The 20,579-nt window shown below is 71.4% G+C and carries 15 protein-coding genes, 1 tRNA gene and 1 pseudogene; 6 read left to right on the forward strand and 11 right to left on the reverse strand.

Features of this window, described 5'->3' with window-relative positions; genetic code table 11:
* Window positions 1–87: 87 nt before the first annotated feature.
* The 7 genes from pknB to QOZ89_RS38940 are packed head-to-tail and all read right to left on the reverse strand — an operon-like array spanning window position 88 to window position 10,604.
* Entirely contained in the window at window positions 88–2,172 is a 2,085-nt protein-coding gene (gene pknB / locus QOZ89_RS38910) for a Stk1 family PASTA domain-containing Ser/Thr kinase (protein WP_312629069.1), read from the reverse strand.
* Window positions 2,165–3,898: a serine/threonine-protein kinase gene (locus tag QOZ89_RS38915; protein WP_312629071.1), complete on the reverse strand. Its 1,734-nt coding sequence runs from the start codon at window positions 3,896–3,898 to the stop codon at window positions 2,165–2,167. The genes pknB and QOZ89_RS38915 overlap by 8 nt, the downstream gene beginning before the upstream one ends.
* On the reverse strand, window positions 3,895–5,346 hold the full coding sequence (locus QOZ89_RS38920) for a peptidoglycan D,D-transpeptidase FtsI family protein (RefSeq protein ID WP_071053306.1): 1,452 nt from the start codon (window positions 5,344–5,346) through the stop codon (window positions 3,895–3,897). The genes QOZ89_RS38915 and QOZ89_RS38920 overlap by 4 nt, the downstream gene beginning before the upstream one ends.
* Before the next feature lie 46 nt (window positions 5,347–5,392).
* Complete coding sequence (locus QOZ89_RS38925; RefSeq protein WP_083419834.1) at window positions 5,393–7,051, reverse strand: FtsW/RodA/SpoVE family cell cycle protein; 1,659 nt, start codon at window positions 7,049–7,051, stop codon at window positions 5,393–5,395.
* Complete coding sequence (locus QOZ89_RS38930; RefSeq protein WP_071053305.1) at window positions 7,048–8,418, reverse strand: PP2C family protein-serine/threonine phosphatase; 1,371 nt, start codon at window positions 8,416–8,418, stop codon at window positions 7,048–7,050. Before QOZ89_RS38930 ends, QOZ89_RS38925 begins: the two co-directional genes overlap by 4 nt.
* Window positions 8,415–8,963 (reverse strand): FHA domain-containing protein FhaB/FipA, encoded by a 549-nt coding sequence (locus tag QOZ89_RS38935; protein ID WP_071053304.1) that lies wholly within the window; start codon window positions 8,961–8,963, stop codon window positions 8,415–8,417. Before QOZ89_RS38935 ends, QOZ89_RS38930 begins: the two co-directional genes overlap by 4 nt.
* A 6-nt stretch (window positions 8,964–8,969) precedes the next feature.
* Window positions 8,970–10,604: an FhaA domain-containing protein gene (locus tag QOZ89_RS38940; protein WP_312629077.1), complete on the reverse strand. Its 1,635-nt coding sequence runs from the start codon at window positions 10,602–10,604 to the stop codon at window positions 8,970–8,972.
* A 451-nt stretch (window positions 10,605–11,055) separates the two neighbouring features.
* Between QOZ89_RS38940 and QOZ89_RS38945 the strand changes: the two genes are divergently transcribed.
* A tRNA-Leu gene (locus QOZ89_RS38945) sits at window positions 11,056–11,138 on the forward strand.
* A gap of 1,307 nt (window positions 11,139–12,445) precedes the next feature.
* Here QOZ89_RS38945 and QOZ89_RS38950 read toward each other — a convergent pair.
* Window positions 12,446–13,201, reverse strand: coding sequence for an HNH endonuclease family protein (locus tag QOZ89_RS38950; protein ID WP_071053302.1), 756 nt, complete (start codon window positions 13,199–13,201; stop codon window positions 12,446–12,448).
* 247 nt (window positions 13,202–13,448) lie between these two features.
* Between QOZ89_RS38950 and QOZ89_RS38955 the strand changes: the two genes are divergently transcribed.
* Entirely contained in the window at window positions 13,449–14,090 is a 642-nt protein-coding gene (locus QOZ89_RS38955; RefSeq protein ID WP_241842321.1) for a TetR/AcrR family transcriptional regulator, read from the forward strand.
* A 62-nt stretch (window positions 14,091–14,152) separates the two neighbouring features.
* Here the strand turns inward: QOZ89_RS38955 and QOZ89_RS38960 are convergent, their stop codons facing one another.
* Together QOZ89_RS38960 and QOZ89_RS38965 are read right to left on the reverse strand one after the other, a co-directional pair.
* Window positions 14,153–14,497: a rhodanese-like domain-containing protein gene (locus QOZ89_RS38960; protein WP_312629080.1), complete on the reverse strand. Its 345-nt coding sequence runs from the start codon at window positions 14,495–14,497 to the stop codon at window positions 14,153–14,155.
* Window positions 14,498–14,594: 97 nt separating this feature from the next.
* Window positions 14,595–15,473, reverse strand: a complete 879-nt coding sequence (locus QOZ89_RS38965) for a DNA-formamidopyrimidine glycosylase family protein (RefSeq protein ID WP_071053299.1) — start codon at window positions 15,471–15,473, stop codon at window positions 14,595–14,597.
* A gap of 840 nt (window positions 15,474–16,313) precedes the next feature.
* Between QOZ89_RS38965 and QOZ89_RS47895 the strand changes: the two are divergent.
* Window positions 16,314–16,961 (forward strand): annotated as a pseudogene (locus QOZ89_RS47895) (serine/threonine-protein kinase); the annotation flags it as partial.
* Here the strand turns inward: QOZ89_RS47895 and QOZ89_RS47900 are convergent.
* Entirely contained in the window at window positions 16,843–17,223 is a 381-nt protein-coding gene (locus QOZ89_RS47900) for a hypothetical protein (RefSeq protein ID WP_397428930.1), read from the reverse strand. The pseudogene QOZ89_RS47895 and the gene QOZ89_RS47900 sit on opposite strands and share 119 nt — an antisense overlap.
* Here QOZ89_RS47900 and QOZ89_RS47905 point away from each other — a divergent pair.
* The 3 genes from QOZ89_RS47905 to QOZ89_RS38980 all read left to right on the forward strand — a co-directional run bounded on the left by QOZ89_RS47905 (window position 17,112) and on the right by QOZ89_RS38980 (window position 20,442).
* Entirely contained in the window at window positions 17,112–18,110 is a 999-nt protein-coding gene (locus QOZ89_RS47905) for a DUF4352 domain-containing protein (protein ID WP_397428931.1), read from the forward strand. The genes QOZ89_RS47900 and QOZ89_RS47905 overlap by 112 nt on opposite strands.
* 263 nt (window positions 18,111–18,373) lie before the next feature.
* Entirely contained in the window at window positions 18,374–19,801 is a 1,428-nt protein-coding gene (gene larE / locus QOZ89_RS38975) for an ATP-dependent sacrificial sulfur transferase LarE (RefSeq protein WP_312629087.1), read from the forward strand.
* A gap of 245 nt (window positions 19,802–20,046) precedes the next feature.
* Window positions 20,047–20,442, forward strand: coding sequence for a cold-shock protein (locus tag QOZ89_RS38980; RefSeq protein WP_071053296.1), 396 nt, complete (start codon window positions 20,047–20,049; stop codon window positions 20,440–20,442).
* Window positions 20,443–20,579: the final 137 nt, after the last annotated feature.

The following is a 20,579-nucleotide window of genomic DNA, read 5'->3' on the forward strand; positions in this document are numbered from 1 at the left end:
CGCTTCCCACTTGTCTTCCGGGTAATCCCGGTGGCTCGGCCCTGGCGGACCAGGGCCGAGCCACCGATGCGTCAGTGCCTGTTGTCGCTACCCGCCAGTCGCGGCGGTGGTGGGCGCCCCGGTGCCGCCGGCGGGCGAGGTGGGCGTCTCGGTCGGCGGCCCGCTGGTGGGCGGCTTGGTGCTTGGCGTGACCGTCGGCGAGGGCGTCTCGGTCGGGGCCGCCTGCGCCGCGACGACCAGAGTGATCGTGTCGCCGCGGTTGACGGTCGCGTTCCTCGGGTTCTGGTCGAGGACGGTGCCCGCCGGCTGGTCGGCGATGGCCCGCTCGCTGATCGTGTACTTCAGGCCGAGGCTGGTCAGCTCCGACTGCGCGATGGAGACATCCCGGCCGACGTAGTCGCCGACGTTGACCTTCGAACTGACGACGTAGACCTTGACGCTGCTGCCCTTGGGCCATGGCTGGCCGCCCGCCGGGTCGGTCTTCTCCACCGTGCCCGCCTTTTGAGTGGCCTGGCCGATGAAGTCCTCGGGATCGGGCTGGAAGCCCGCCTCGGTCAGGAGGCGTACCGCGTCGTTCCTGCTCATGCCGGTGACATCCGGGACCTCGACCGAGTCCGGCGGGACCGCGACTGTCAGCGTGATCTTCGCCGTTTTGTCGATCTTGCTGCCTTCGACCGGGTCGATCTTGGTGACGGGCTCGGTCACGTCCGTCGGAGCGTCGGCGGTTTTGACCCGGTCGACCGTGATGTTGGTGAAGCCCAGGTCGCTCAGCTGGTTCTGTACCACCTCCCGCGACTGGAGGAGCAGGCCCTGCGGGATCGTCGCCTGGGTAGCGCCGGTCGCGCCGTCGCCGCCGCCCCCCTTGTTGCTGAACAGCGACGTCGCTACCAGCGACACGACGACGAAGGTGAGCACGACCGCGAGCCCGGCGAGCACCCACTTCCACGCGTTGGAGCCGCGCCTGGGCTCCGGTGCGGCCGGACCGCCTCCTGGGCCGTAGCGGTCGGACGCGCCGGGGGCGCCGGCCCGGTCGAACTCGTCGTCGTAGCGGCCGCCGTAGCCGCCGATCCGCGTGTGCTGGTCGTCGTAGTCGCCGCCACCGCCGTAGCTACCGCTTGGGTAGGGGCCCGTCTGGTCGTCGTAGCCGGTGTCGCGGTACCCGGTGTCGCGGTACCCGGTGTCGCCGTAGCGGGCGCCGCCGCCACCCCGGTAGTCGTCGCCGTAGCCGCCCGGGGCCAGCTGGGTGGCCGCCGCGGAGGCCCCGCCGCCGGCGGCCGGCCGCGGTGAGGGCAGCTGCGCGAAGACACGCCGGCCGGCGATCGCGCGCTCGAGGTCGTCGCGCATCTCCCCGGCAGTCGCGTACCGGTCGTCCGGCTCCTTCTCCAGCGCCTTGAGCGTGACCGCGTCCACGGTGGCGGACAGCTGCGGGTTGCGCCGCGACGGCGGGTCCGGCAGCTCCCGGACGTGCTGGTAGGCGACGGCGACCGGGTTGTCGCCGCGGAACGGCGGCTCGCCGGTGATCAGTTCGTAGATCAGCACACCGGTCGAGTAGACGTCGCTGCGCGCGTCGACCTTGGCGCCGCGCGCCTGCTCCGGGGAGAGGTACTGGGCGGTGCCGATGACGGCCTGCGTGGCCGTCATCGTCGACGACGTCGCGTTGTTGGCCTTGGCGATGCCGAAGTCCATCACCTTGATCGAGCCGTCCGGGCTGAGCATCACGTTCGCCGGCTTGATGTCCCGGTGGATGATGCCCAGGCGGTGGCTGTAGTCGAGCGCGGCGCAGATGTCGGACGTGATCTCCATCGCCCGGCGCTCGGGGAACGGCCCCTCCTGCTGGAGCACCTCGCGCAGCGTGCGTCCCTCGATGAACTCCATGACGATGTACGGCAGATGGACGCCGTTGATGACGTCCTCGCCGGTATCGTAGGTCGACACGATCGCCGGATGGTTCAGACCGGCGGCGGACTGCGCCTCCCGCTGGAAGCGCTTGAGGAAGTTCGGGTCACGTGCGAGGTCCGAGCGCAGCACCTTGACGGCCACGTCCCGGCCCAGGCGGATGTCGCGGCCGCGGTAGACCTCGGCCATGCCGCCGTAGCCGATGCCGGCACCCAGCTCGTACCGGCCACCGATGATCCGTGGCTCCGTTCCGTACATCTCTGTCACATCAGACACCAGCGATTCCCTCCCCGACGACGATCCCACCACCACCGGGACCGGTCGTCACCGCCTGTGTGATGGAGGCCGCCGCATGCGAGGAACCTCTCGAGCCGGCGAGGGAGCGCGTGATGAGCGCGGTGACAGCCACTGTGATCACCAGCAGGACGATCAACACCGGCAGGGTCAGCCTCCGGCGCTGCCTGCCGGCGGCTCCAGCCCGTCCGGCTCCCGCCCGGCCGGCTCCCGCCCGACGGCTCGCCGCCCGGCCCGGCTGCCAGCCGCCCGGCTCGGCGTCCTCGGCGTCGGTCGCCGCCGGGTGTGCCACCGCGAGCCCGGTCTCGGCCAGCTGGTCGTCGGCCTCACCGGGTGGCCAGGAACCGGCGGCGGCCGGCTGGTAGGCCGTCGGGGGCGGCTGGTAGGCGGTGTGCCCTGGCTGCTCCTGCTGGTAGGCGGCGGGTTGATAGCCGTTGGCGCCCTGCTGGTAACCGGTCCCGCCGCGCTGCTGGTAGCCGCCGCCCGGCTGGTAGGCCGTCGCTCCAGGCTGGTAGCCCGGCGCGCCCTGCTGGTAGCCGGTGGCGCCGGGCTGGTGCGCCGTCGCCGGGCTGGGGGTGCCCCGTCCGGGGCCTCCAGCATTGGCGTGACCACCCTGGGCCACGGGCGCCGCGACGGGGTAGCCGGGGCGCGCACCGCCGGGGTAAGCCGCCGAGTCTCCGGCGGGAACGCCGGAGGGACTGTCGGCCACCCAGGAGGGCGTTCTGGTCCGGCCGCGCGGCGGCGGCCCCGAGGGGCCTGGGTGGCGTGCCGTCATGTCGGGGCTCACGCCGGCGCCGGCGGCCCAGCGCGGCTCGGAGGCGAACACCTCGCGGCGGATGCCGGCGGCGCTGCGCGCGAACGCGCCGGCGGACGACGGCCGGCGCGCCGGGTTCTTCGCCATCGCCTGTTCGACCAGCGCGCGCACCTGGTAGGGCATGTCGGCCGGCAGCGGCGGCGGCGTGTCCTGCTGGTGCGCCATGACGACGACGATCGGGTTGCGGTCGTCGAACGGCCGGCGCCCGGCGAGGCACTCGTAGGCGACCACGCCCAGCGAGTACACGTCGCTGGCCGGGGTGACCGGGCGTCCGGACGCCTGCTCGGGCGAGACGTAGTACGCCGTGCCCATCATGATCCCGGTCGCCGTCAGCGGGGCTGCGTCGACTGCCCGCGCGATGCCGAAGTCGGTGACCTTGACCGCGCCGTCGGTGCGGATCAGCAGGTTGCCCGGCTTGATGTCGCGGTGCACGATGCCGAGCGCGTGCGCGGCCTCCAGCGCGTCCGCCGCCTGCCCGAGGATGTCGAGCATCCGCTCGGGCGAGAGCCGTTTCTCCCGGTGCAGGACCGCCGACAGCGGCTCGCCCTCGACCAGCTCCATCACCAGGTAGGCCGTCGGGTGGTCGTCGACGGTCGCGACCTCGCCGTAGTCGTAGACGGAGGCGATGCCCGGATGCGAGAGCCGGGCGGCATGGCGGGCCTCGCCGCGGAAGCGGACGAGGAAGGACTCGTCGCTGGCATACTCCGGGCGCAGCAGCTTGACCGCGACCGGCCGGCCGAGGGTCTGGTCGACGCCCCGCCATACCTCGCCCATGCCGCCGGTGGCGATCCGGCCGTCGAGGCGGTAGCGGTTGTCGAGAACGGTGTTCGGCGGAACGGCTCCGGCGAACGGCTGGGATGGCTGGTGGGTGGGCTGACCCGACGGGTTGTTCATCCTCGAACGTCCAATGCGGTCTGCATGACCTTCTGCGCGATCGGGGCAGCGATGGCACCGCCGGTCCCGACTTCTCCGCCGCCGTCCTCAACGACGACGGCGATGGCGATGGTGGGGTTGTCGGCTGGGGCGAAACCAACGAACCACGCGTGTGGCGGCTCGTTCGCCCCATGTTCGGCGGTACCGGTCTTCCCTGCCACGGACACGCCGCTGATCTGTGCTTTCCGGCCAGTACCCGACGTGACCACGGACTTCATCATGGTAGTCAGCTGGTCGGCCACCTGAGAGCTGATGGGCTGGCCGAGTTCCTTCGGCTCGGTCTGGGCAATCCGCTTGAGGTCAGGTCCCTGAAGCTCCTGTACGACGTACGGCTTCATCATCCGCCCGTCGTTCGCGATCGCCGCGACCACCTGTGCCATCTGCAGCGGGGTGACCCGCACGTTGTACTGGCCGATCGCGGACTGGGCGGTCTGCGGCTTGTCCAGGGACTCCGGGAAGACGCTCTTGGCCTGTGGCAGCTCGAACCCGTCGATCGTGGTGTCGAAACCGAACGCATCGGCCTGTTCCCGCAGCTTGTCGCCGCCGAGGTCCATGCCGAGCTGCGCGAACGCGGTGTTGCAGGAGATCGCCAGGGCGTGAATCAGCGTGTCGGTCTGGCCGTTGCCGCACCGCTCGCCGCCGAAGTTCGGCAGCTCGACGGTGCTCTGCGGCAGCGGTAGCCGGTCCGGTGCCGGGACCACGGAATCCGGGTTGTAGTTCCCGGTGGAGAGGGCCGCGGCGGCAGTAATGATCTTAAAAGTGGAGCCGGGCGGGTAGGTCTGCTGCGCGGCCCGGTTCAACAGCGGCTCGGCCTTGTCGCCACTGAGGGTGTTGTACTGCTGCTGGACGGTGTCCACGTCGTGGCTGGCCAGCGAGTTCGGGTCGTACGTCGGCGCCGTCACCATGGCGAGGATCGCGCCGGTGCGTGGGTCGAGAGCGACCACCGCGCCCTTGCGGCCCGCCAGCGCCTGCGAGGCGGCCTGCTGGATCGCCGGGTCGATCGTGGTGACCACCGAACCGCCCTTGCGCTCCGAGCCGGAGAACAGCGAGCTCACCCGGCTGGCCAGCAGCCGGTCGTCGTCACCGCTGAGGAACAGGTTCTGCGTGCTCTCGAGCCCAGTCGCGCTGTAGAGCGCGTAATAGCCGGTCAACGGCGCGTAGAGCGGGCCGTCCGCGTACTGACGCAGGTACTTGAACTCGTCGTCCACCGGCGTGGACGACGCGATCGTGGTGGAGCCGGCGAGGATCATCCCGCGCTGGCGGTCCAGGCGGGCGGCGATCTCGCGGCTGTTCGTGGGCTCCTGCTTGAGACTGCGCTGCTCGCCGACCTGCACCCAGTTCGCGTTGACGAGCAGGCCGGCGAACAGCGCGCCGCAGACCAGCATGACCCGTCGGATCGGCCGGTTCATGTGCGACGCGCGCTGGTCCGGACCGGACCGCCGCGCGTCGCCTGGACTACTCGGCTGGCTCATGGGTCTCCTGGGTCTCCGGAACCTCGACCCTGCGGACGATCTCGGTCTGCACGTTCGCGACCTGGTCGGGCTCGACCTCCAGGACCTCCTGCGCCTCTGCCTGACGACGGCGGACCGTATCGCTGATCCGCAGCAGCAGGGCGATGATCGCGGCGTTCGCGACCAGCGACGACCCACCGTACGAGACGAACGGCAGCGTGACCCCGGTCAGCGGGATCAGCCGCATCACGCCGCCGACCTGCACGAAGACCTGGATGCCCAGCGTCGCGGCCAGCGCGGTGGCCAGCAGCTTGCCGAACGGGTCCGGGGCGGTCAGCGCCACCCGCATCCCGCGCACGACGATCAGCAGGTACATCATCAGGATCGCCATGACCCCGGTGAGCCCCAGCTCCTCGCCGAGGCTGGCCATGATGAAGTCGGTGTTCGCGAACGGCACCTTGTTCGGATGGCCCCGGCCGAGGCCGGTGCCGGTGATCCCGCCCGCGGCAAAGCCGTAAAGGCCTTGGACCAACTGGTAGGACTTGTTGCTCGGGTTCGTCCCGTCGAACGCGTGCAGCCAGATGTCCACCCGCACCTGCACATGGCTGAACAGGTGGTAGGCGGCGAGGGCCGCGGCGATGAACAGGCCAAGGCCCACGACGACGAACCGGGCCCGCTCGCTGGCGACGTACAGGACGACCAGGAACATCCCGAAGAACAGCAGCGACGAGCCCAGGTCACGTTCGATGACCAGCACGCCGAGCCCGGCGACCCAGGTGAGGATCGCCGGCACGTAGAAACGTGGCCCCTTCGACCACACCCGGCTGATGACGCCGGTGTACGTGCCGCTCGAGTCGGTGACGTCGGCGGGCGCCGCCGGCTCGCCCGGGCCGTGCGCCCCCGGCCGCAGCCGCCTGATCGCGCCGGTGAGGGCGGCGGCGGCGTTGCCGGTCGAGCGCCTGCGTGCCTTCGTCACCACGTGCGCCGACATCAGCGCGCCGAAGGTCCGCAGGTAGCCGGCGAAGAAGATGGCCAGCAGGATCTTCGAGATCTCGCTCGGCTGGAAGGAGAACGGGCCGACCCGCAGCCACAGCCTGGCGCCGTTGATCGTCGCGCCGATGCCCGGCAGCGCCGGCAGGCACAGGAACACCAGGCCGGCCAGGCCCGCGGTGAACGTGTAGCGGGCGAGCGTGCTGTGGTTGCGCACCAGCGCCAGGACCAGCGCGAACACGATGACCGACAGCGCGGTCCAGACGATCTGGGTGTGCGCCGCGCTGGGTGGGATGGCGCGACCGGCCTGCTTCGCGGCGTCGGACCTGGCCAGGTCTAGCCGGTAGATCATGACGAGCCCGAGCCCGTTGAGCGCAGCGCACAGCGGCATCAGCAGTGGATCTGCGGCCGGCGCGAACCGGCGCATCGCCAGGTGGACAAAGCCCCACAGCACGTAGAACCCGAGCGCGTACGTGGCGATGTGGTAGGTCAGATGGCCGTCATGCGCCAGCGTCAGCGCGGAGAGCGCCGCGGTCGTCAGGATGCCCGCGGCCACCAACAGAACCAGCTCGCTCCGCCGGTAAGGGGGTAGCTCTACCCCCTGCGGCGAAGGGACGCGGGCGAAGGCTGACGTGAGGTTCGCGGACCATTGCCGGCGAGGCGGCAGGGTCATGGGAACGAGACGGGTGCGCTCTGGCAGGAGGCCGGGTTGGTGGCGCACGCGGCCGCCGAGGCCGCCGCCGCGCTCGGGTCCGGGGAGCCCGGAACGGTCGCTGACGCGGTCGGGCTCGGACTCGGGGACGTCGACGTGTTGGACTCGTCGGTGTCAGTGTCCTGGACCTTCTTCAGCCCATGGACCTTGTCCAGCGCCTCGTTGAGGTCGTCCACGCGCACCCCGGACCGCACGGCGCTGCGGTCCGGCTCAGCGATCGTGGAGATCGGGTCGTAGGTGGCGTGGAGGTGGGCCAGCGCGCCGAGACTCGGGATGCCCTGGAAGATCGCGACCTTGTCGTCCTGCACGCCGACGTAGTACTGGTCGCGCATCCACGCCAGGCCCGCCACCGCGGTGACGACCAGCAGCACGACGACCGTCACGCCGATGAAGATGAGGCGCCGCCCGCCGCGGCCCCGCCCCGCTCCCTCGGCGAAGTCCTCGGCGGACAATCCGCCGCGCTGGGTGCCTCGTCCGATCCGCGCGGCCTTGGCCGCAGCCGAGTCGGTGTCCGGGTCGCGGGGGTTCGGGCCGACCCGCGCGGCGGTCGCGCCCGGGACCGTGCCCTTCTCCGCGGCGGCGCCGGCGACCAGCGCGCCCTCCATCGACTCCTCGTCGTCGACGATGTCCGCGACGACCACCGTGATGTTGTCCGGGCCGCCGCCCTTCAGCGCCAGCTCGACCAGACGGTCCACGGCGTCCCGCGGGGTCGTCCCGAGCAGGGCCTCGAGGATCGTCTCGCCGCTGACGACGCCGGACAGGCCGTCGCTGCACAGCAGATAGCGGTCGCCCACCCGGACCTGGCGCACCGAGAGGTCCGGCTCGACCTCCCGGCCGTCGAGCGCGCGCATGAGCAGCGAGCGCTGCGGATGGGTGTTCGCCTGCTCCGGAGTGATCCGGCCCTGGTCGACGAGATCCTGCACCAGCGTGTGGTCGTGCGTGACCTGGCTGAGCACCTCGTCGCGCAGGAGGTAGCAGCGAGAGTCCCCGACGTGCAGCACGCCGAGCTGGTCGCCGGAGGCGAGCAGCGCGGTGACCGTGGTGCCCATCCCGTCGAGCGTCCCGTCCCGGGCAGCCATCGCGCGTAGCTGCGCGTTCGCGTCATGCATGGCGGCGACGAGGGCCTCGAGGAGGTCGTCGGCGTCGATCTCGGTATCCAGGTCGGCGAGCGCGGAGATAACCGTCGAACTCGCCACCTCACCGGCGGCGTGACCACCCATGCCGTCGGCGACGGCAAGCAGGTAGGGACCGGCGTAGGCCGAGTCCTCGTTGCCCTCTCGGACGTGGCCGACGTCCGAGCGGATCGCGTAGTGAAGCCGAAGGCTCACCGGCGGAACTCCAGGACCGTCTTGCCGATCCTGACCGGCGCGCCGAGGGATACCGGCATGGGCGTGGTCACTTTCGTGTGTTCGAGAAACGTTCCGTTGGTGGAGTTGAGATCTTCGACGAACCACCGCCCGTCGTGAGGGACGAGTCTCGCATGTCGACCGGACGCGAAGTCATCGTCGAGAACCAACGTCGAGTCCGGCGCGCGTCCGATGGTGATCGGTTCGCCAGTTAGTGGGATCACTGTGCCCGCTAGGGGGCCCTTTGTGACCACGAGCTTGCTTGGCGGGTATGCATTGGGTGCGTTCAGTGCTGACGGGACCTGTATGCCCGCCCGTGGCTGAGCCACTCGCGGCCTCGCCGGCCCTCGCGGGGTGGGGCCACGGCCGACAGGCGCGCCCGCGCCACGCCGTGCCTGTCGGCGCGTCGGGCCGAGCACGTCCGCCCGCACCGCGCGGACCGCCAGCAGGACGAACGCCCAGAGCAACGTCAGGTAACCGATTTTCACCAGCAGCAGGACGAGCTCGTTCGGCTGGGTTGGATCCATCAGGCTTTACCAGCTCCGGTCGCTCGGAGGGGGTGGGCCGGGCCGACGTCGGTGGTCGTCGGGCCGAGGACGAGCAGGGGTCCCGCTGGGCAGTTCGGTGTCGGCATCGTAGATCTCGTCGGGAGCACGGTCATCGCGACCACCGCGGCCGGGCCCACCTCGGTCGGCCGGGGGGCCGCCGAAACCGTTCGCTCCCCGCGGCGCACCGGGACGTTCCGTACTGGGACGTTCAGCACCGGGACGTTCGGTGCTGAACCGCTCAGAACCATAGCGTTCAGAGCCCGGGCGTCCACGGGGGTGCCCGTCGGCACGGCGACCGGAGCCATAGTTGTCTCCCCGATCAGGGTACAGATCGGCGTCCGCATCCTGACGGGAGCGGGCATCCCGGGCATCCCGTCCGTCGCGCGGGTCCCGGCCGCCCGCATCTCGATACGGCTCGTTACGTGGGCTTGACGGGGTTCCGGGGGCGTCCTCGCGATGGCGCTCACCCCGCGGCGGCGGACTGGAGCGGTCGGCATATGGATCCGGCCGACCTGGCCGATCCGGTCGGACGGGCCGGACGGGTCGGACGGGTCGGACGGGCCGGATGGGCCGTTCCGACCGGGCCGCCGCCGCCGCCGCCGGTGGCGGTGGCGGCGTCGGTGCGTCCTGGAAGGGCTCTCCATGGAGGTTGGAACGGTCTCGATACGGCTCGCCACGCGGGTGGGGACGATCCCGGTCCGCGTACGGGTCCGGCCGGCCGGCGGGCGGCGCGTCCTGGTAGGGCTCCGCGCGCGGGTTGGAACGGTCCGCGTAGGGCGGCTCGGGGCGGCGATCCCGTTCACGTGGGCGATACGGCTCCTGGCCGCCGGGGCGGCGGGAGGGGTCCGCCGGTGGCGGCGTCGACGTCCGAGCCGGCCGCGCGTCCTCCCGAACGAACGTGATCAGCGCGTTGCCGAGCTCGATCAGATCCCCGTTGACCAGCTTCACCTGCGTCGCCGGACGGCCGTTCACGATGCTGCCGTTCGTCGAACCGGCGTCGACATAGAGGAAATGGCCGTCCGGCATGCTCCGGATCTCGCCGTGCTGGCGTGACACCCCGGTGTCCGTAAGCCGGATATCGCATTCCACACTGCGGCCGATCAGCGTCGACTCGCCCGTCAGCGCGTACTCCCGCTCCGTCCCCGGCGGCGCATCCTTGCTCGTGATCATCAGGTGGGGGGTACCTGGCGTCGCGCGTGGGCCGCCGCCGCGCGGGCCGGCGCCGCGCGGGCCAGCGACAACCCCCGGATCGGCCGAGGCCACGCTGCTGCGGATCCGGAACACACCGACGTCGAGATCCTGCGCCTCCGACAGCTTCACGCTCAACGGCCCGACGAACGTGTACCGCTGCTCGGCCGCGTGCTCACGGACCATCTCCGCCAGCTCGTCACACAGCGCCCGGGAATAGGGCGCCAGACGCGTATAGTCTCCGCTGGCCAGCTCCACCGCGAACTGGTTCGGCACCAGCACCCGGTTCGAACTGATCGCCCGCCGGTCGTCGGTCTCCCGCGCCAGGGCACCCGCGATCTCGACCGGTTCGACGCCGCCCTTGAAGACCTTCGCGAACGCGCCCTCCACGAGGCCGCCCAGGCGGCGTTCGAAGCGCTGCAGCACGCCCATGCCCGACCTCCCTTCGCCCGATCTGTGGATCGTATGACGGGGGCGTGAGAACGCCCCCGTCGTCGGGTGTCGAGCGCCCGACGGGACTGGTTACAGGTTCAGTGTGTAGGCGGGGCCGGTCGTGGTCTGGGGCCGGGGTGGTGGCCAGCCTGGTCGGCAGGGGACGCTGGTCGGCAGGGGACGCTATCGGACGAGGCGCCGGGCGCCACCGTCTTCGGGCGCTTCGCGCAGGTCGTCTCATCGATACCCCGCCGACCCCGGTGCCATAGGTCCGCCCCGGAGCGCACGGTCCGCCGCCGGCCCGCGTCGGCCCGAGCCCAGCCGCCCACGCCATACAGCCTGACCCGCAGCCAGTCCCGGCACGCGCCCGGCGCCCGACGGCGAGGGCGGCCCACGTCTGCGCCCCACGCTGACGTGGTACGGTAGCTCCGGTCACGAGATAAGACCACTCGGGCGAGTGGCGGAATGGCAGACGCGCACGGTTCAGGTCCGTGTGTCCGAAAGGACGTGGGGGTTCAACTCCCCCCTCGCCCACGCGATCGGGCTTCCCTGTTCGCGAATCCTTTGGATTTGCTCCCGGGCTCCCGCGTTATATTGCTCCGGGGCCGAGCCCCGGTCCCCGCGCCAGGGAGGGCTTCGTCCCCCTGGACCCCCCGGAACGATTTGGGTGGGTTTCGTTTTTTGGTTCCTTGCCTTTTTGTGGTGGCTGGTTCAGGTTGAATTTTTGGGTTGCGATGAGTTTTTCTGAGCATTGCGGAAATTGAGGTTTGGCTGGGTGTGCTTCCTTGCTGTGCTTCGAGTCTTGGTTGTGGTGTTGATTTGAGGGTGAGGTTCAGGGGCTGAGTGGAGGGATTGTTTCTCCTGGTCCATTGATTGGGGTGGTACTGAGGCTGGCGTTACCGGGTGCCGGTGCTGTGGGTGGTCTTGGTTTCTCGGGTGGAGTGCCCGCGGTCGTCGTGGGGCGGCGTGCGTCGAGCTGGGGCTTTGCCTCCCGGTCCCGCCGGGCTGGGCGGCCAAGTGTCTGGCGTGGAGAAGGCTGGGGCCTGGCTGGGATGCCGTTTTCAGCGCGGGTGCGGTCGGCCGTGGTGGCGCGGTGGCGGAGATCGGTCCTGGGTTTCGCTCCGTGTTCGTCCCGGGCTCGCGGGGGGTGCCAGAGCGGGCTGTGGTTTCTGACCCGTCGGGACGCTGGACCCAGGCGGGTGTTGGAGATCGCGGCCGAATGGTTGCCGGCGATCTCCGACGGGTGAAGGGCGGCGGTCGGACCAGGCTCCGCCGTCGGAGTGCCGGTGGCCCTGATGGGTGGAGCCGGCGGCGATTTTGCCGGTTTGGCTGCTTTCCTTCTTTCTTTCGATTCGGGCCCGCCTGTCGAGACGGGCCTGGTCGGGGTGTTTATCCCGAATTGCGGGGATGGAATTGCTGCCGGTGGGGGAGGCGTGATGACAGGGATGGAGAATTCGTCGCCGTCGCCGATACCTGAGTGGAATCGAGGGCGGTTGTTGCGGGTGTGTTCGAAATCGGGTGACTGCTGCCGAGGTAAGGACGGCTGGCGGTGACCGCCGGTACCTCGCGGGTGGCCTACGTGACGCGCCACGCGCCGACGGCGGTCCGCGGACTTCGGACCGGCTCGCCACCGGTGTGCGGGGCGACACCAGCACACCGACCCGTGACCCGCCCAGCCGCCGCCGTCTCGACCGCTGAAGGACGAGTTCGCTGCCTTGGTCGACGCATCCCGCATGGACCACGGAGAGCCAGTCCGTCGGCGCGTGCGTCCGAGGAGGAGATCCGGCCGAGGGCGGCGCGAAGGCGTTGATCCTTCGCGCCGCCGGTGGCGTCGGCTCGGGTTATTCGCCGAGCTCGGGCTGGGCGGGGCAGGTGGACAGGACGCCGCGCATGGCGTCGGCCTCGGCCTGGGTGACCCAAAGGTGGTAGCGGGCCTTCAGGCCGACCTGACGTGCGACGTAGGTGCACTGGTAGCCCTTGGCGGGCGGGAGCCACTCGCCCGCGTCCTGGTCGCTCTTCTTGATGTTTGTCGGGCCGTCGACGGCGAGCAGGTTCTGCGGATCGTTGGCGAACGCCAGCCGCGTGTCGTCGGTCCAGGCGTACGCGCCGGTGCGCCAGGCGTCGGCGAGCGCGACGACGTGATCGATCTGTACCGCCGAGGCGTCCCTGGACCGGTTGAAGCGGATGATCCGGTTGGTGTACGGGTCGGTCAGCTCGCCCGTGAGGACGATGCAGTCGTCGCTCTTACCGACCGTGACCGAGCGCAGGTCGCGGTGCAGGATGTCGTTGCGGGTGTCACAGCTGTTGTGGTCGACGTCCTTCCAGGCGGTGCCGAACTCGTCGCGCTGGTACTTCTTCTCGGTGCTCAGCGGCTGCACCTGCAAGGTGGCCAGCACCGCCAGCGCCGAGCCATCCGCGGCTACTCCGCCCCCGCCGCCCGTCGCCGCGCCGTCCGCGGGCGTGGGCGACGCGCTCGCGAGACTGTCGACGGCCTGCTGGACCCCATCGCACGAGGTCAACAGCATCGCGGCGACCACACTGGCCACCAATGCCACGGCGGCCGCCACGCTCACTCGTCGCGACACCAACTTGCTCATCTACGCCCGCCTGTCCTTTGTCCGCCGCCCGTGCGGCTGCCGCCCGATCGTCCGTGGGCAGTCTGCCTCATCGGTCCAGTTTTCCGGGTAGCCGACGAGATGCACGAGCCGCCCCCATCGTGAGCTTTGGCACCTCTGGCGCTGGTTGCGACCCACGAATTCGGGTGTGTGATCGAACGGGTCGATCCCGCCGGCTTGGGGCCCTTACAGTGGCCGCATGCACGTGGGGGGCTCGCAGGTGGTCAAGGTGGTTGTGCCAGGCCGGCCGTTGCGCCGCGACGCGGAACGGAACCGGGAGCGCATCCTACGGGCGGCCCGCGAACTGTTCGTCGAGCAGGGCCTGAGCGTCGGCGTGGACGAGATAGCGCGGCGCGCCGGCGTCGGCATGGGAACGCTGTACCGCCGGTTCCCGAACAAGGACGCGCTCGTGGAGGAGACGCTCGTGACGGCGGTCGCGCGGGTGCGCGAACTCGCCGTTGCCGCTCTTGAGGCGCAGCCTCCCGGGCGGGCGCTGCGCGAGTTCCTGGTGACCGGGCTGAGTGACGACGCCTGCCGCTGGGCATTCGTCTCTCGCCGGCTCTGGACCGGACGCACCCGCGCGGCCGTCTTCGACGAGGTGGTGCCGCTGATCGGGGAGATGTTCGCCGATGCTCAGCGTGTCAGACTGCTGCGCCCGGATGTGGTGCTGGCGGACCTGATCGTCCTGCTACGCGCGTTGCGGGTGATCCTCGAACTCACGGACGCGTCGGCCGAGGGCACGTGGCGCCGCTATGTCGACCTGATGCTCGATGCGCTGCGTCCCAGCGACCACAACAGCCGCCTCGACGATCCGCCGGTCTCGCTCGCCCAGCTGGCCGGTGCGCCCCTGACCACCGCCGAGCTCGGGTAAGCCGCCCGGTGGGAGAACGCGGGCAGCCGCCGGCAGACGTCCGCGGCGGGCAGACCCGCCGTCTACAGGACGAAGGGTGGGACGGACGTGTCGGCCGTCATCGGGCGGCCGAGCGCGGCCCAGGCCATCATGCCGCCCTCAAGGTTGTGGGCGTCCCAGCCGCCGCCGACCAGGTAGGCGGTGACCCTGGCTGAACGGTTGCCGGAGCGGCAGACCGCGACCACGCGCGCCGAGCGCGGGACCTCGCCGAGACGGCCGGTGAGCTCCCCCATCGGGATGTGGGCCGCCCCGTCGATGTGGCCGGCCACCCACTCCTCCGGCTCGCGCACGTCGAGCAGGAACAGCTCGCCCGGGGTTCCCGGTGGAATGTCGGCGACCGTGACGGTCGGCACCTGGTCAGATCCCACGTCGCCATCCTCGCACCCCGCCGCGGCAGTCTCGCGACTGGGGCCGGCCCGCCGCGCGCCACTCCGCCGATGGCGCGGGGAGGTGCCTCGGCCTTCGCTACTTGAGGAGGCGCGACAGGCGGCGGTCGGCGAGGACCCGACCGCCCGTCTGGCAGGTGGGGCAGTACTGCAGGCTCCGGTCCGCGAAGGAGACCTGGCGTACGGTGTCGCCGCACCGCGGGCAGGCCTGCCCGGTGCGGCCGTGGACGGCCAGGTTCGCCTTCTTCTCCGCCTTCAGGTCGGCGGCGCCCAGGCCGCCGGCCGCGTCGACCGCGGCGCGCAGCACCCCGACCAGCGCGGCGTGCAGCGCCGAGACCTGCTCGGCGCCAAGACCGCTCGCCGGCGCGAACGGCGAGAGCCGTGCCGCCCACAGCGCCTCGTCGGAATAGGCGTTACCCACGCCGGCAAGCACCGACTGGTCGGTGAGAACCCCTTTTGTCTGGGCGCGCCCGGCGGCGGCGAGCAGTCCCGCGAGCGCGTCGACGGTGAACGCGTCGTCGAGTGGGTCGATCCCAAGCCGGGCGACGCCCGGCACCTGGGCCGGGTCACGCACCAGGTAGACGGCGAGGCGTTTCTGGGTACCCGCCTCCGTCAGGTCGAAGCCGGACCCGTCGGTGAACACCAGCCGGAAGGCGAGACCCCCGCGGCCGCCCCGGCCCGGCGCGGCCGGTTGGTTCTCCTTCCAGCGCAGCCAGCCGGCCCTGGACAGGTGGGCGACCAGGTCGAGCCGCTCGCCGCCCGCCGCGGCGAAGACCAGATCCAGGAACTTTCCGTGCCGGGTGGCGTCGACCAGTGTCGCGTCCAGCAGGTCGCCCGGCCCTGGAGATACGGTGCGCAGCGCGTTGATCGCCACCGGCTCCGCCCGCGCGACCACCTTGCCGACCGCGCGTTCCCTCAGGACCGACGCAAGCGCTTCCATCTCCGGCAGCTCCGGCATGGGACCTCCCCCACCGATTGGCTAGGTCGGGGTTTGGCGCCCGCCGGCGCGTTCGGCGCCTGTGCCAGTCGGCAGCCAATCGGCGGGGACCCCGCGGGCAACTCATTCAGAAGCAGGAGACGGGACCCAGGGGCAGGAAGGTCAGGGCAGCTCCGGCATGAGGCCAGTGTCCCCTACCGCGTGCGATCGTGGAGGTATGACAGCTGGCGGTTCGGTCCATGACGGCTTGACTGATGGCCCGTGGCTGGCCTGCCCCTGGTGCTCGGGGATCGTCCCGCTGGCTCACCTCGTTCCCTCTGACGAGGAGCCGGGAACCGTGAACGCTGTCTGCGAGGGCTGCGGTCGCCGTGTCTCGTTCCTCCCGCCAGAGGAGCCCAACAGGCCGTTGCCCGATCTGCCGGCGTCCTGAGCCAATCTTCGGATTTCTGTGAAGTCTCCGTTGCCTCCGCGGCGAAGGGGCGGCCGAACCGGAGTCGTGGCTGAACGGGCAGAGGCCGTGTAACGACGAGGAAACAGCGGACGAGGACGGGACGGTGTGTCGGCTACCTGAACGCGGGGGGCGGAGAAGCGGGGTGATGAGGGAGACTGCGGCTGGCGGGTCGCGCCGGGTCGGGCGGTGTTCACTGGCAGGCGACGTGGCGAGGCGGATGCGAGAACAGGCGGGACGACGGCGAGGGTGACCGGGGTCATCGGGCCAGGAGACCGGGGGCGCGGGTGACGGAGGACGTGGCGGGCGCGGCGCGACGCCCGGCCTCCGGGGTGCCGGGCGAGCAGCTCGCCTCGCACGACCCGCGCCGGATCGGCCCGTATGCCCTGCTCAGCCGGCTGGGAACCGGCGGGATGGGGACGGTCTACCTCGGCCGGGGGCCGGCCGGCCGGCTGGTCGCGGTGAAGGTCATCCGGCCTGACCTGGCGGCGGACGAGGAGTTCCGCCGCCGGTTCCGCCAGGAGGTGGCCGCCGCCCGCCGGGTCGCCCCGTTCTGCACCGCCGAGGTGCTCGACGCCGACCCCGACGCGGCCGCGCCGTACCTGGTGACCGAGTTCATCGACGGCCTGCGTCTGGACCAGGCGATCGCCAGGGGCGGCCCGCTCATGTCGTCGACGCTGACCGGCCTCGCGGTCGGGGTGGCCACCGCGCTGACCGCGATCCACCGGGCCGGGCTGATCCACCGTGACCTCAAGCCGAGCAACGTGCTGCTGTCACTGTCCGGTCCCCGGGTCATCGACTTCGGCATCGCCCAGGCGGTGGCGGCGGACAGCAAGGCCAAGCCGACGTCGTGGGGGTTCGGCTCCGCGGGCTGGATGGCGCCCGAACAGATCAACGGGCAGTCGATCGGGCCGGCCGCGGACGTGTTCACCTGGGGCATCCTCATGGCCTACGCCGGTACCGGCCGGCACCCCTTCGGCGAGGGGCAGGACATCGACCTCGCCTACCGGACCGTCTCGGCCGAACCCGACCTGACCGGCCTCGTGCCGCCGCTGTACGGCGTGGTCGCCGCGGCGCTCGCGAAGGACCCCGACGCCCGCCCCAGCGCTCGCGACCTGCTGCTCGCCCTCGTCGAGACGGGCCCGACCGGCGGCGCGGGCCTCGCCCCCGGGGAAGAACTGCTCGGGCTCGCCGCGGATCGGGCGGACGTGATGGCCGGTCCCGTCGTGGCGGCACTGACCGGCCCAGATCTGCACGGCCCAGATCTGCACGGCCCAGATCTGCACGGCCCAGATCTGCACGGCCCAGATCTGCACGGCCCAGATCTGCACGGCCCAGATCTGCACGGCCCCGGTCAGCAAGGCCCCGGTCAGCAAGGCCAGGACCAAGGCGGCGCGGGCCAGGGCCGAGCGCTGCCCAGGACGCGGGTCGCGCCGCCCGGCTACGGCGCCACCAACTACGGCCCGAAGGGTCAGCGCCCACCGGGCAGCCGGGAAGCGGCCCAGGGGTACGTCCCACCCAACCGGGGCCAGGCCGCCCACCCCGGAGCCCCCGGGGAGATCGTGTCGCCGCGACGGCCGTCGACCCCCGTCGGGGGGGAACGGCGCTGGCCTGGAGGCGGCCCACCGGGCGGCGGGCCAGGCGGTCCGCCGCCTGCGCGGCGGCGTGGGCCGGGCAACCGTGGCAGCCGCGTCGGGCTGTGGCTCACCGTCCTGCTGCTCGTCCTGGGAGCGGCGGCGATCGCCGCGATCGCGCTGAACCCGGGTGCGTCCAGCGACGACGGTTCTGGCTCGTCCGGGACGTCGAAGCCGACGGCGCCCGGGACGCCGACGCCCACCGAGCGGGTCTACCGCGACGGATCGCTGGAGTTCATCATCAAGGACCTGCGCTGCGGCGTGACCGAGATCGGTGTGATCATCAAGAAGCATCCGGACGGGCAGTACTGCCTGGTCAAGGTGAGCGTCCACAACACCGGGAACACCGCGCGTGGTCTGGTGGCCAACCAGCAGTTCATGTTCGACCAGAGCGGCGGCAAGCACGAGGCCTACTCGGGCTCCCGCTGGTACTTCTTGGAGAGCCTCTGGAACTCGATCAAGCCGGGCGGGGAGGTCAGCGGGACGCTCGTGTTCGACATCCCGTCGGACGCCCATCCATCGCGTCTCGAGCTGCACGACGGCCTTCTCGGCGATGGTGTGACCATCCAGCTCTGAGGCACCGCCGGACCGAACCCCATGCCCGCGATCCGCCTCGCTCGCGACTAGTCCGCGCGACCAGCCATAGAACGTGACAGCGCCATTAGCGCTGCGTCAACCCAGCTACGTCCTCAACCTGGCACCACCTGAACCACGGCCATACGCCTGTGCCCGGCACCACGCTGGGAGGACGCTCAGCGTCCGACGGCGGGCGGCGCGTCCAGCGCCCGCCGCCGCATCGAACAGGTCGGACCGAGGAGAGCGGTCGTTACGCTCAGGGGGTGTCAGACGGTGCTTCTTCTTCGCTGGTTGTCGGGTTCGACCTCGACCTGACGCTGTTGGACGCGCGCCGCGGCATCGTGGCGACATTCGTCGAGCTCTCGGCGCGTACGGGCGTCGCGGTCGACGGGGAGCTGGCCGTCAGCCGGCTGGGGCCGCCGCTGGAGGACGAGCTCGCGAACTGGTTCCCGCCCGGCGAGGTCGCCGAGGCCGCCGCGCTGTACCGCGAGCTGTACACGGTGCACGCTGTCCCGGTCTCCGAGCGGATGCCTGGCGCCAGGGAAGCCGTTGAGGCGGTGCGCCGGGAGGGCGGCCGGATGGTCGTGGTCACCGCCAAGAACGAGCCGCAGGCACGCGCCAGTCTCGCGGCGATCGGCATCGAGCCGGACGTCGTCGTCGGTAACCGGTATGCCACCGCCAAGGGTGACGCGATCCGCGAATACGGCGTCAACATCTTCGTCGGCGACCATGAGGGCGACATGATCGGGGCTCGAGCCGGTGGCGCGCTGGCCATCGGGCTGACAACTGGGCCGCACGACGCGGCCGCCCTCGCGGCCGCGGGCGCCGACGTGGTGCTGGGCGCGCTCGCCGAGTTTCCCGACTGGCTGGCCGACACCGTGCTCGACCGGCGGCTCGCGGACCTGTCCGCGCGGCTGACCGACCTTGGCTCGGTACTCGTAGCCTTCTCCGGCGGCGCCGACTCCGCCTTCCTGCTCGCGTGGGCGGCGCGCACGCTCGGTCCGGACGCCGTCGTCGCGGCGACCGCCGTCTCGCCGTCGCTGCCAGCGGCGGAGCTCGCCGGCGCGCGCGCGCTCGCCAGCGACCTGGGCGTGCGCCACGTACTGCCCGCGACCGACGAGCAGTCCCGGCCCGGCTACCGGGCGAACGGCGCCGACCGGTGCTACTTCTGCAAGGCGGAGCTCACCGAGACTCTCCTGCCGTTCGCGGCCGAGCTGGGCCTCGCGCATGTCGTCACCGGGACCAACGCCGACGACGCCGTCGCCGGGTTCCGCCCCGGCATCCGGGCGGCGGCCGAGCGCGGGGCCGCCACCCCGCTGCTCGACGCCGGTCTGACGAAGCGCCAGGTGCGTGCCGCCTCGCGCCGGCTCGGGCTCGTCACCGCTGACAAGCCGGCCGCCGCCTGCCTCGCCAGCCGGATCGCCTATGGCATCGAGGTGACGCCCCGCAGGCTCGAGCGGGTCGAGCGGGCCGAGGGGGCGCTGCGGCACGCGCTGGCGGAGGCCGGGCTCGACGTCCGCGACCTGCGGGTGCGCGACCTGGGCGATCGCGCGCGGATCGAGGTGGACGCCGGGCTGGTGGCGGTGCTCGCCGACCGGCCGGACCTGGTCGCCGTCGTGGAGGGTTTCCCCGCCGTCGAGGTCGACCGGCGTGGCTTCCGTTCCGGCGCGATGAACGAGCTACTTTCCTGACCGTTGGCTCCTGGCTCCTGGCTCCTGGCTCCTGGCTCCTGCTTCGAGCCGAGCCGGCCGCGGGCCAGCCGATCTGCGGGGAGAAGGAATCTCTGCGCCTGACGGGCGCTCGCCCTATAGCCTGATGACCGTCGTTGGCTGGTCGAGCCGTCCCGGTTTCCTGGGGCGAAGGCGCGGCCAAGTACGTGTGGCCGCGCCTTCTTTGGCCCTGTTCCATCCCGTCGTGTCGCAGAACGAGGTCGCCCGTGCCCACCGGCAAGGTCAAGTGGTATGACGTCGACAAGGGATTTGGCTTTCTAAGCCGTGACGACGGCGGCGACGTGTTCGTCCACAAGGAGGCTCTTCCACCCGGTGTCGAGAAGCTCCGCGCGGGCGACCGCGTCGAGTTCGGCATCGCCGCCGGCCGCAAAGGCGACCAGGCCCTGTCCGTCCGGGTGCTCGCCGCGCCCCCGTCGGTCGCGAAGGCGGCGGCACAGGCCGCCCGGCGTAGCCCGGACGAGCTGCACAGCATGGTCGAGGACATGATCAAGATGCTCGACGAGGTCCAGCGTGATTTGCGACGCGGTCGCTACCCCGACCGCCGCGTCGCCCAGCGCGTCGCCAAGGTCGTCCACGCCGTAGCCAGCGAGTTCGAAGCCTAGGGCGCTCCCGGTGCCGGACGCTCCGCGCCCGCACCCGGGCGGCGCCTGTCGGGGCGAGGCGCTGGGCGCGCTCGCCCCGTGTCGGGCGCTGAGCGCCCTCCTCGCGTGGTGCCGGGCCCTGGCATATGGCGGTGGTC

This window comes from Pseudofrankia coriaricola (assembly GCF_032027725.1).
Taxonomy (GTDB): Bacteria; Actinomycetota; Actinomycetes; order Frankiales; family Frankiaceae; genus Pseudofrankia.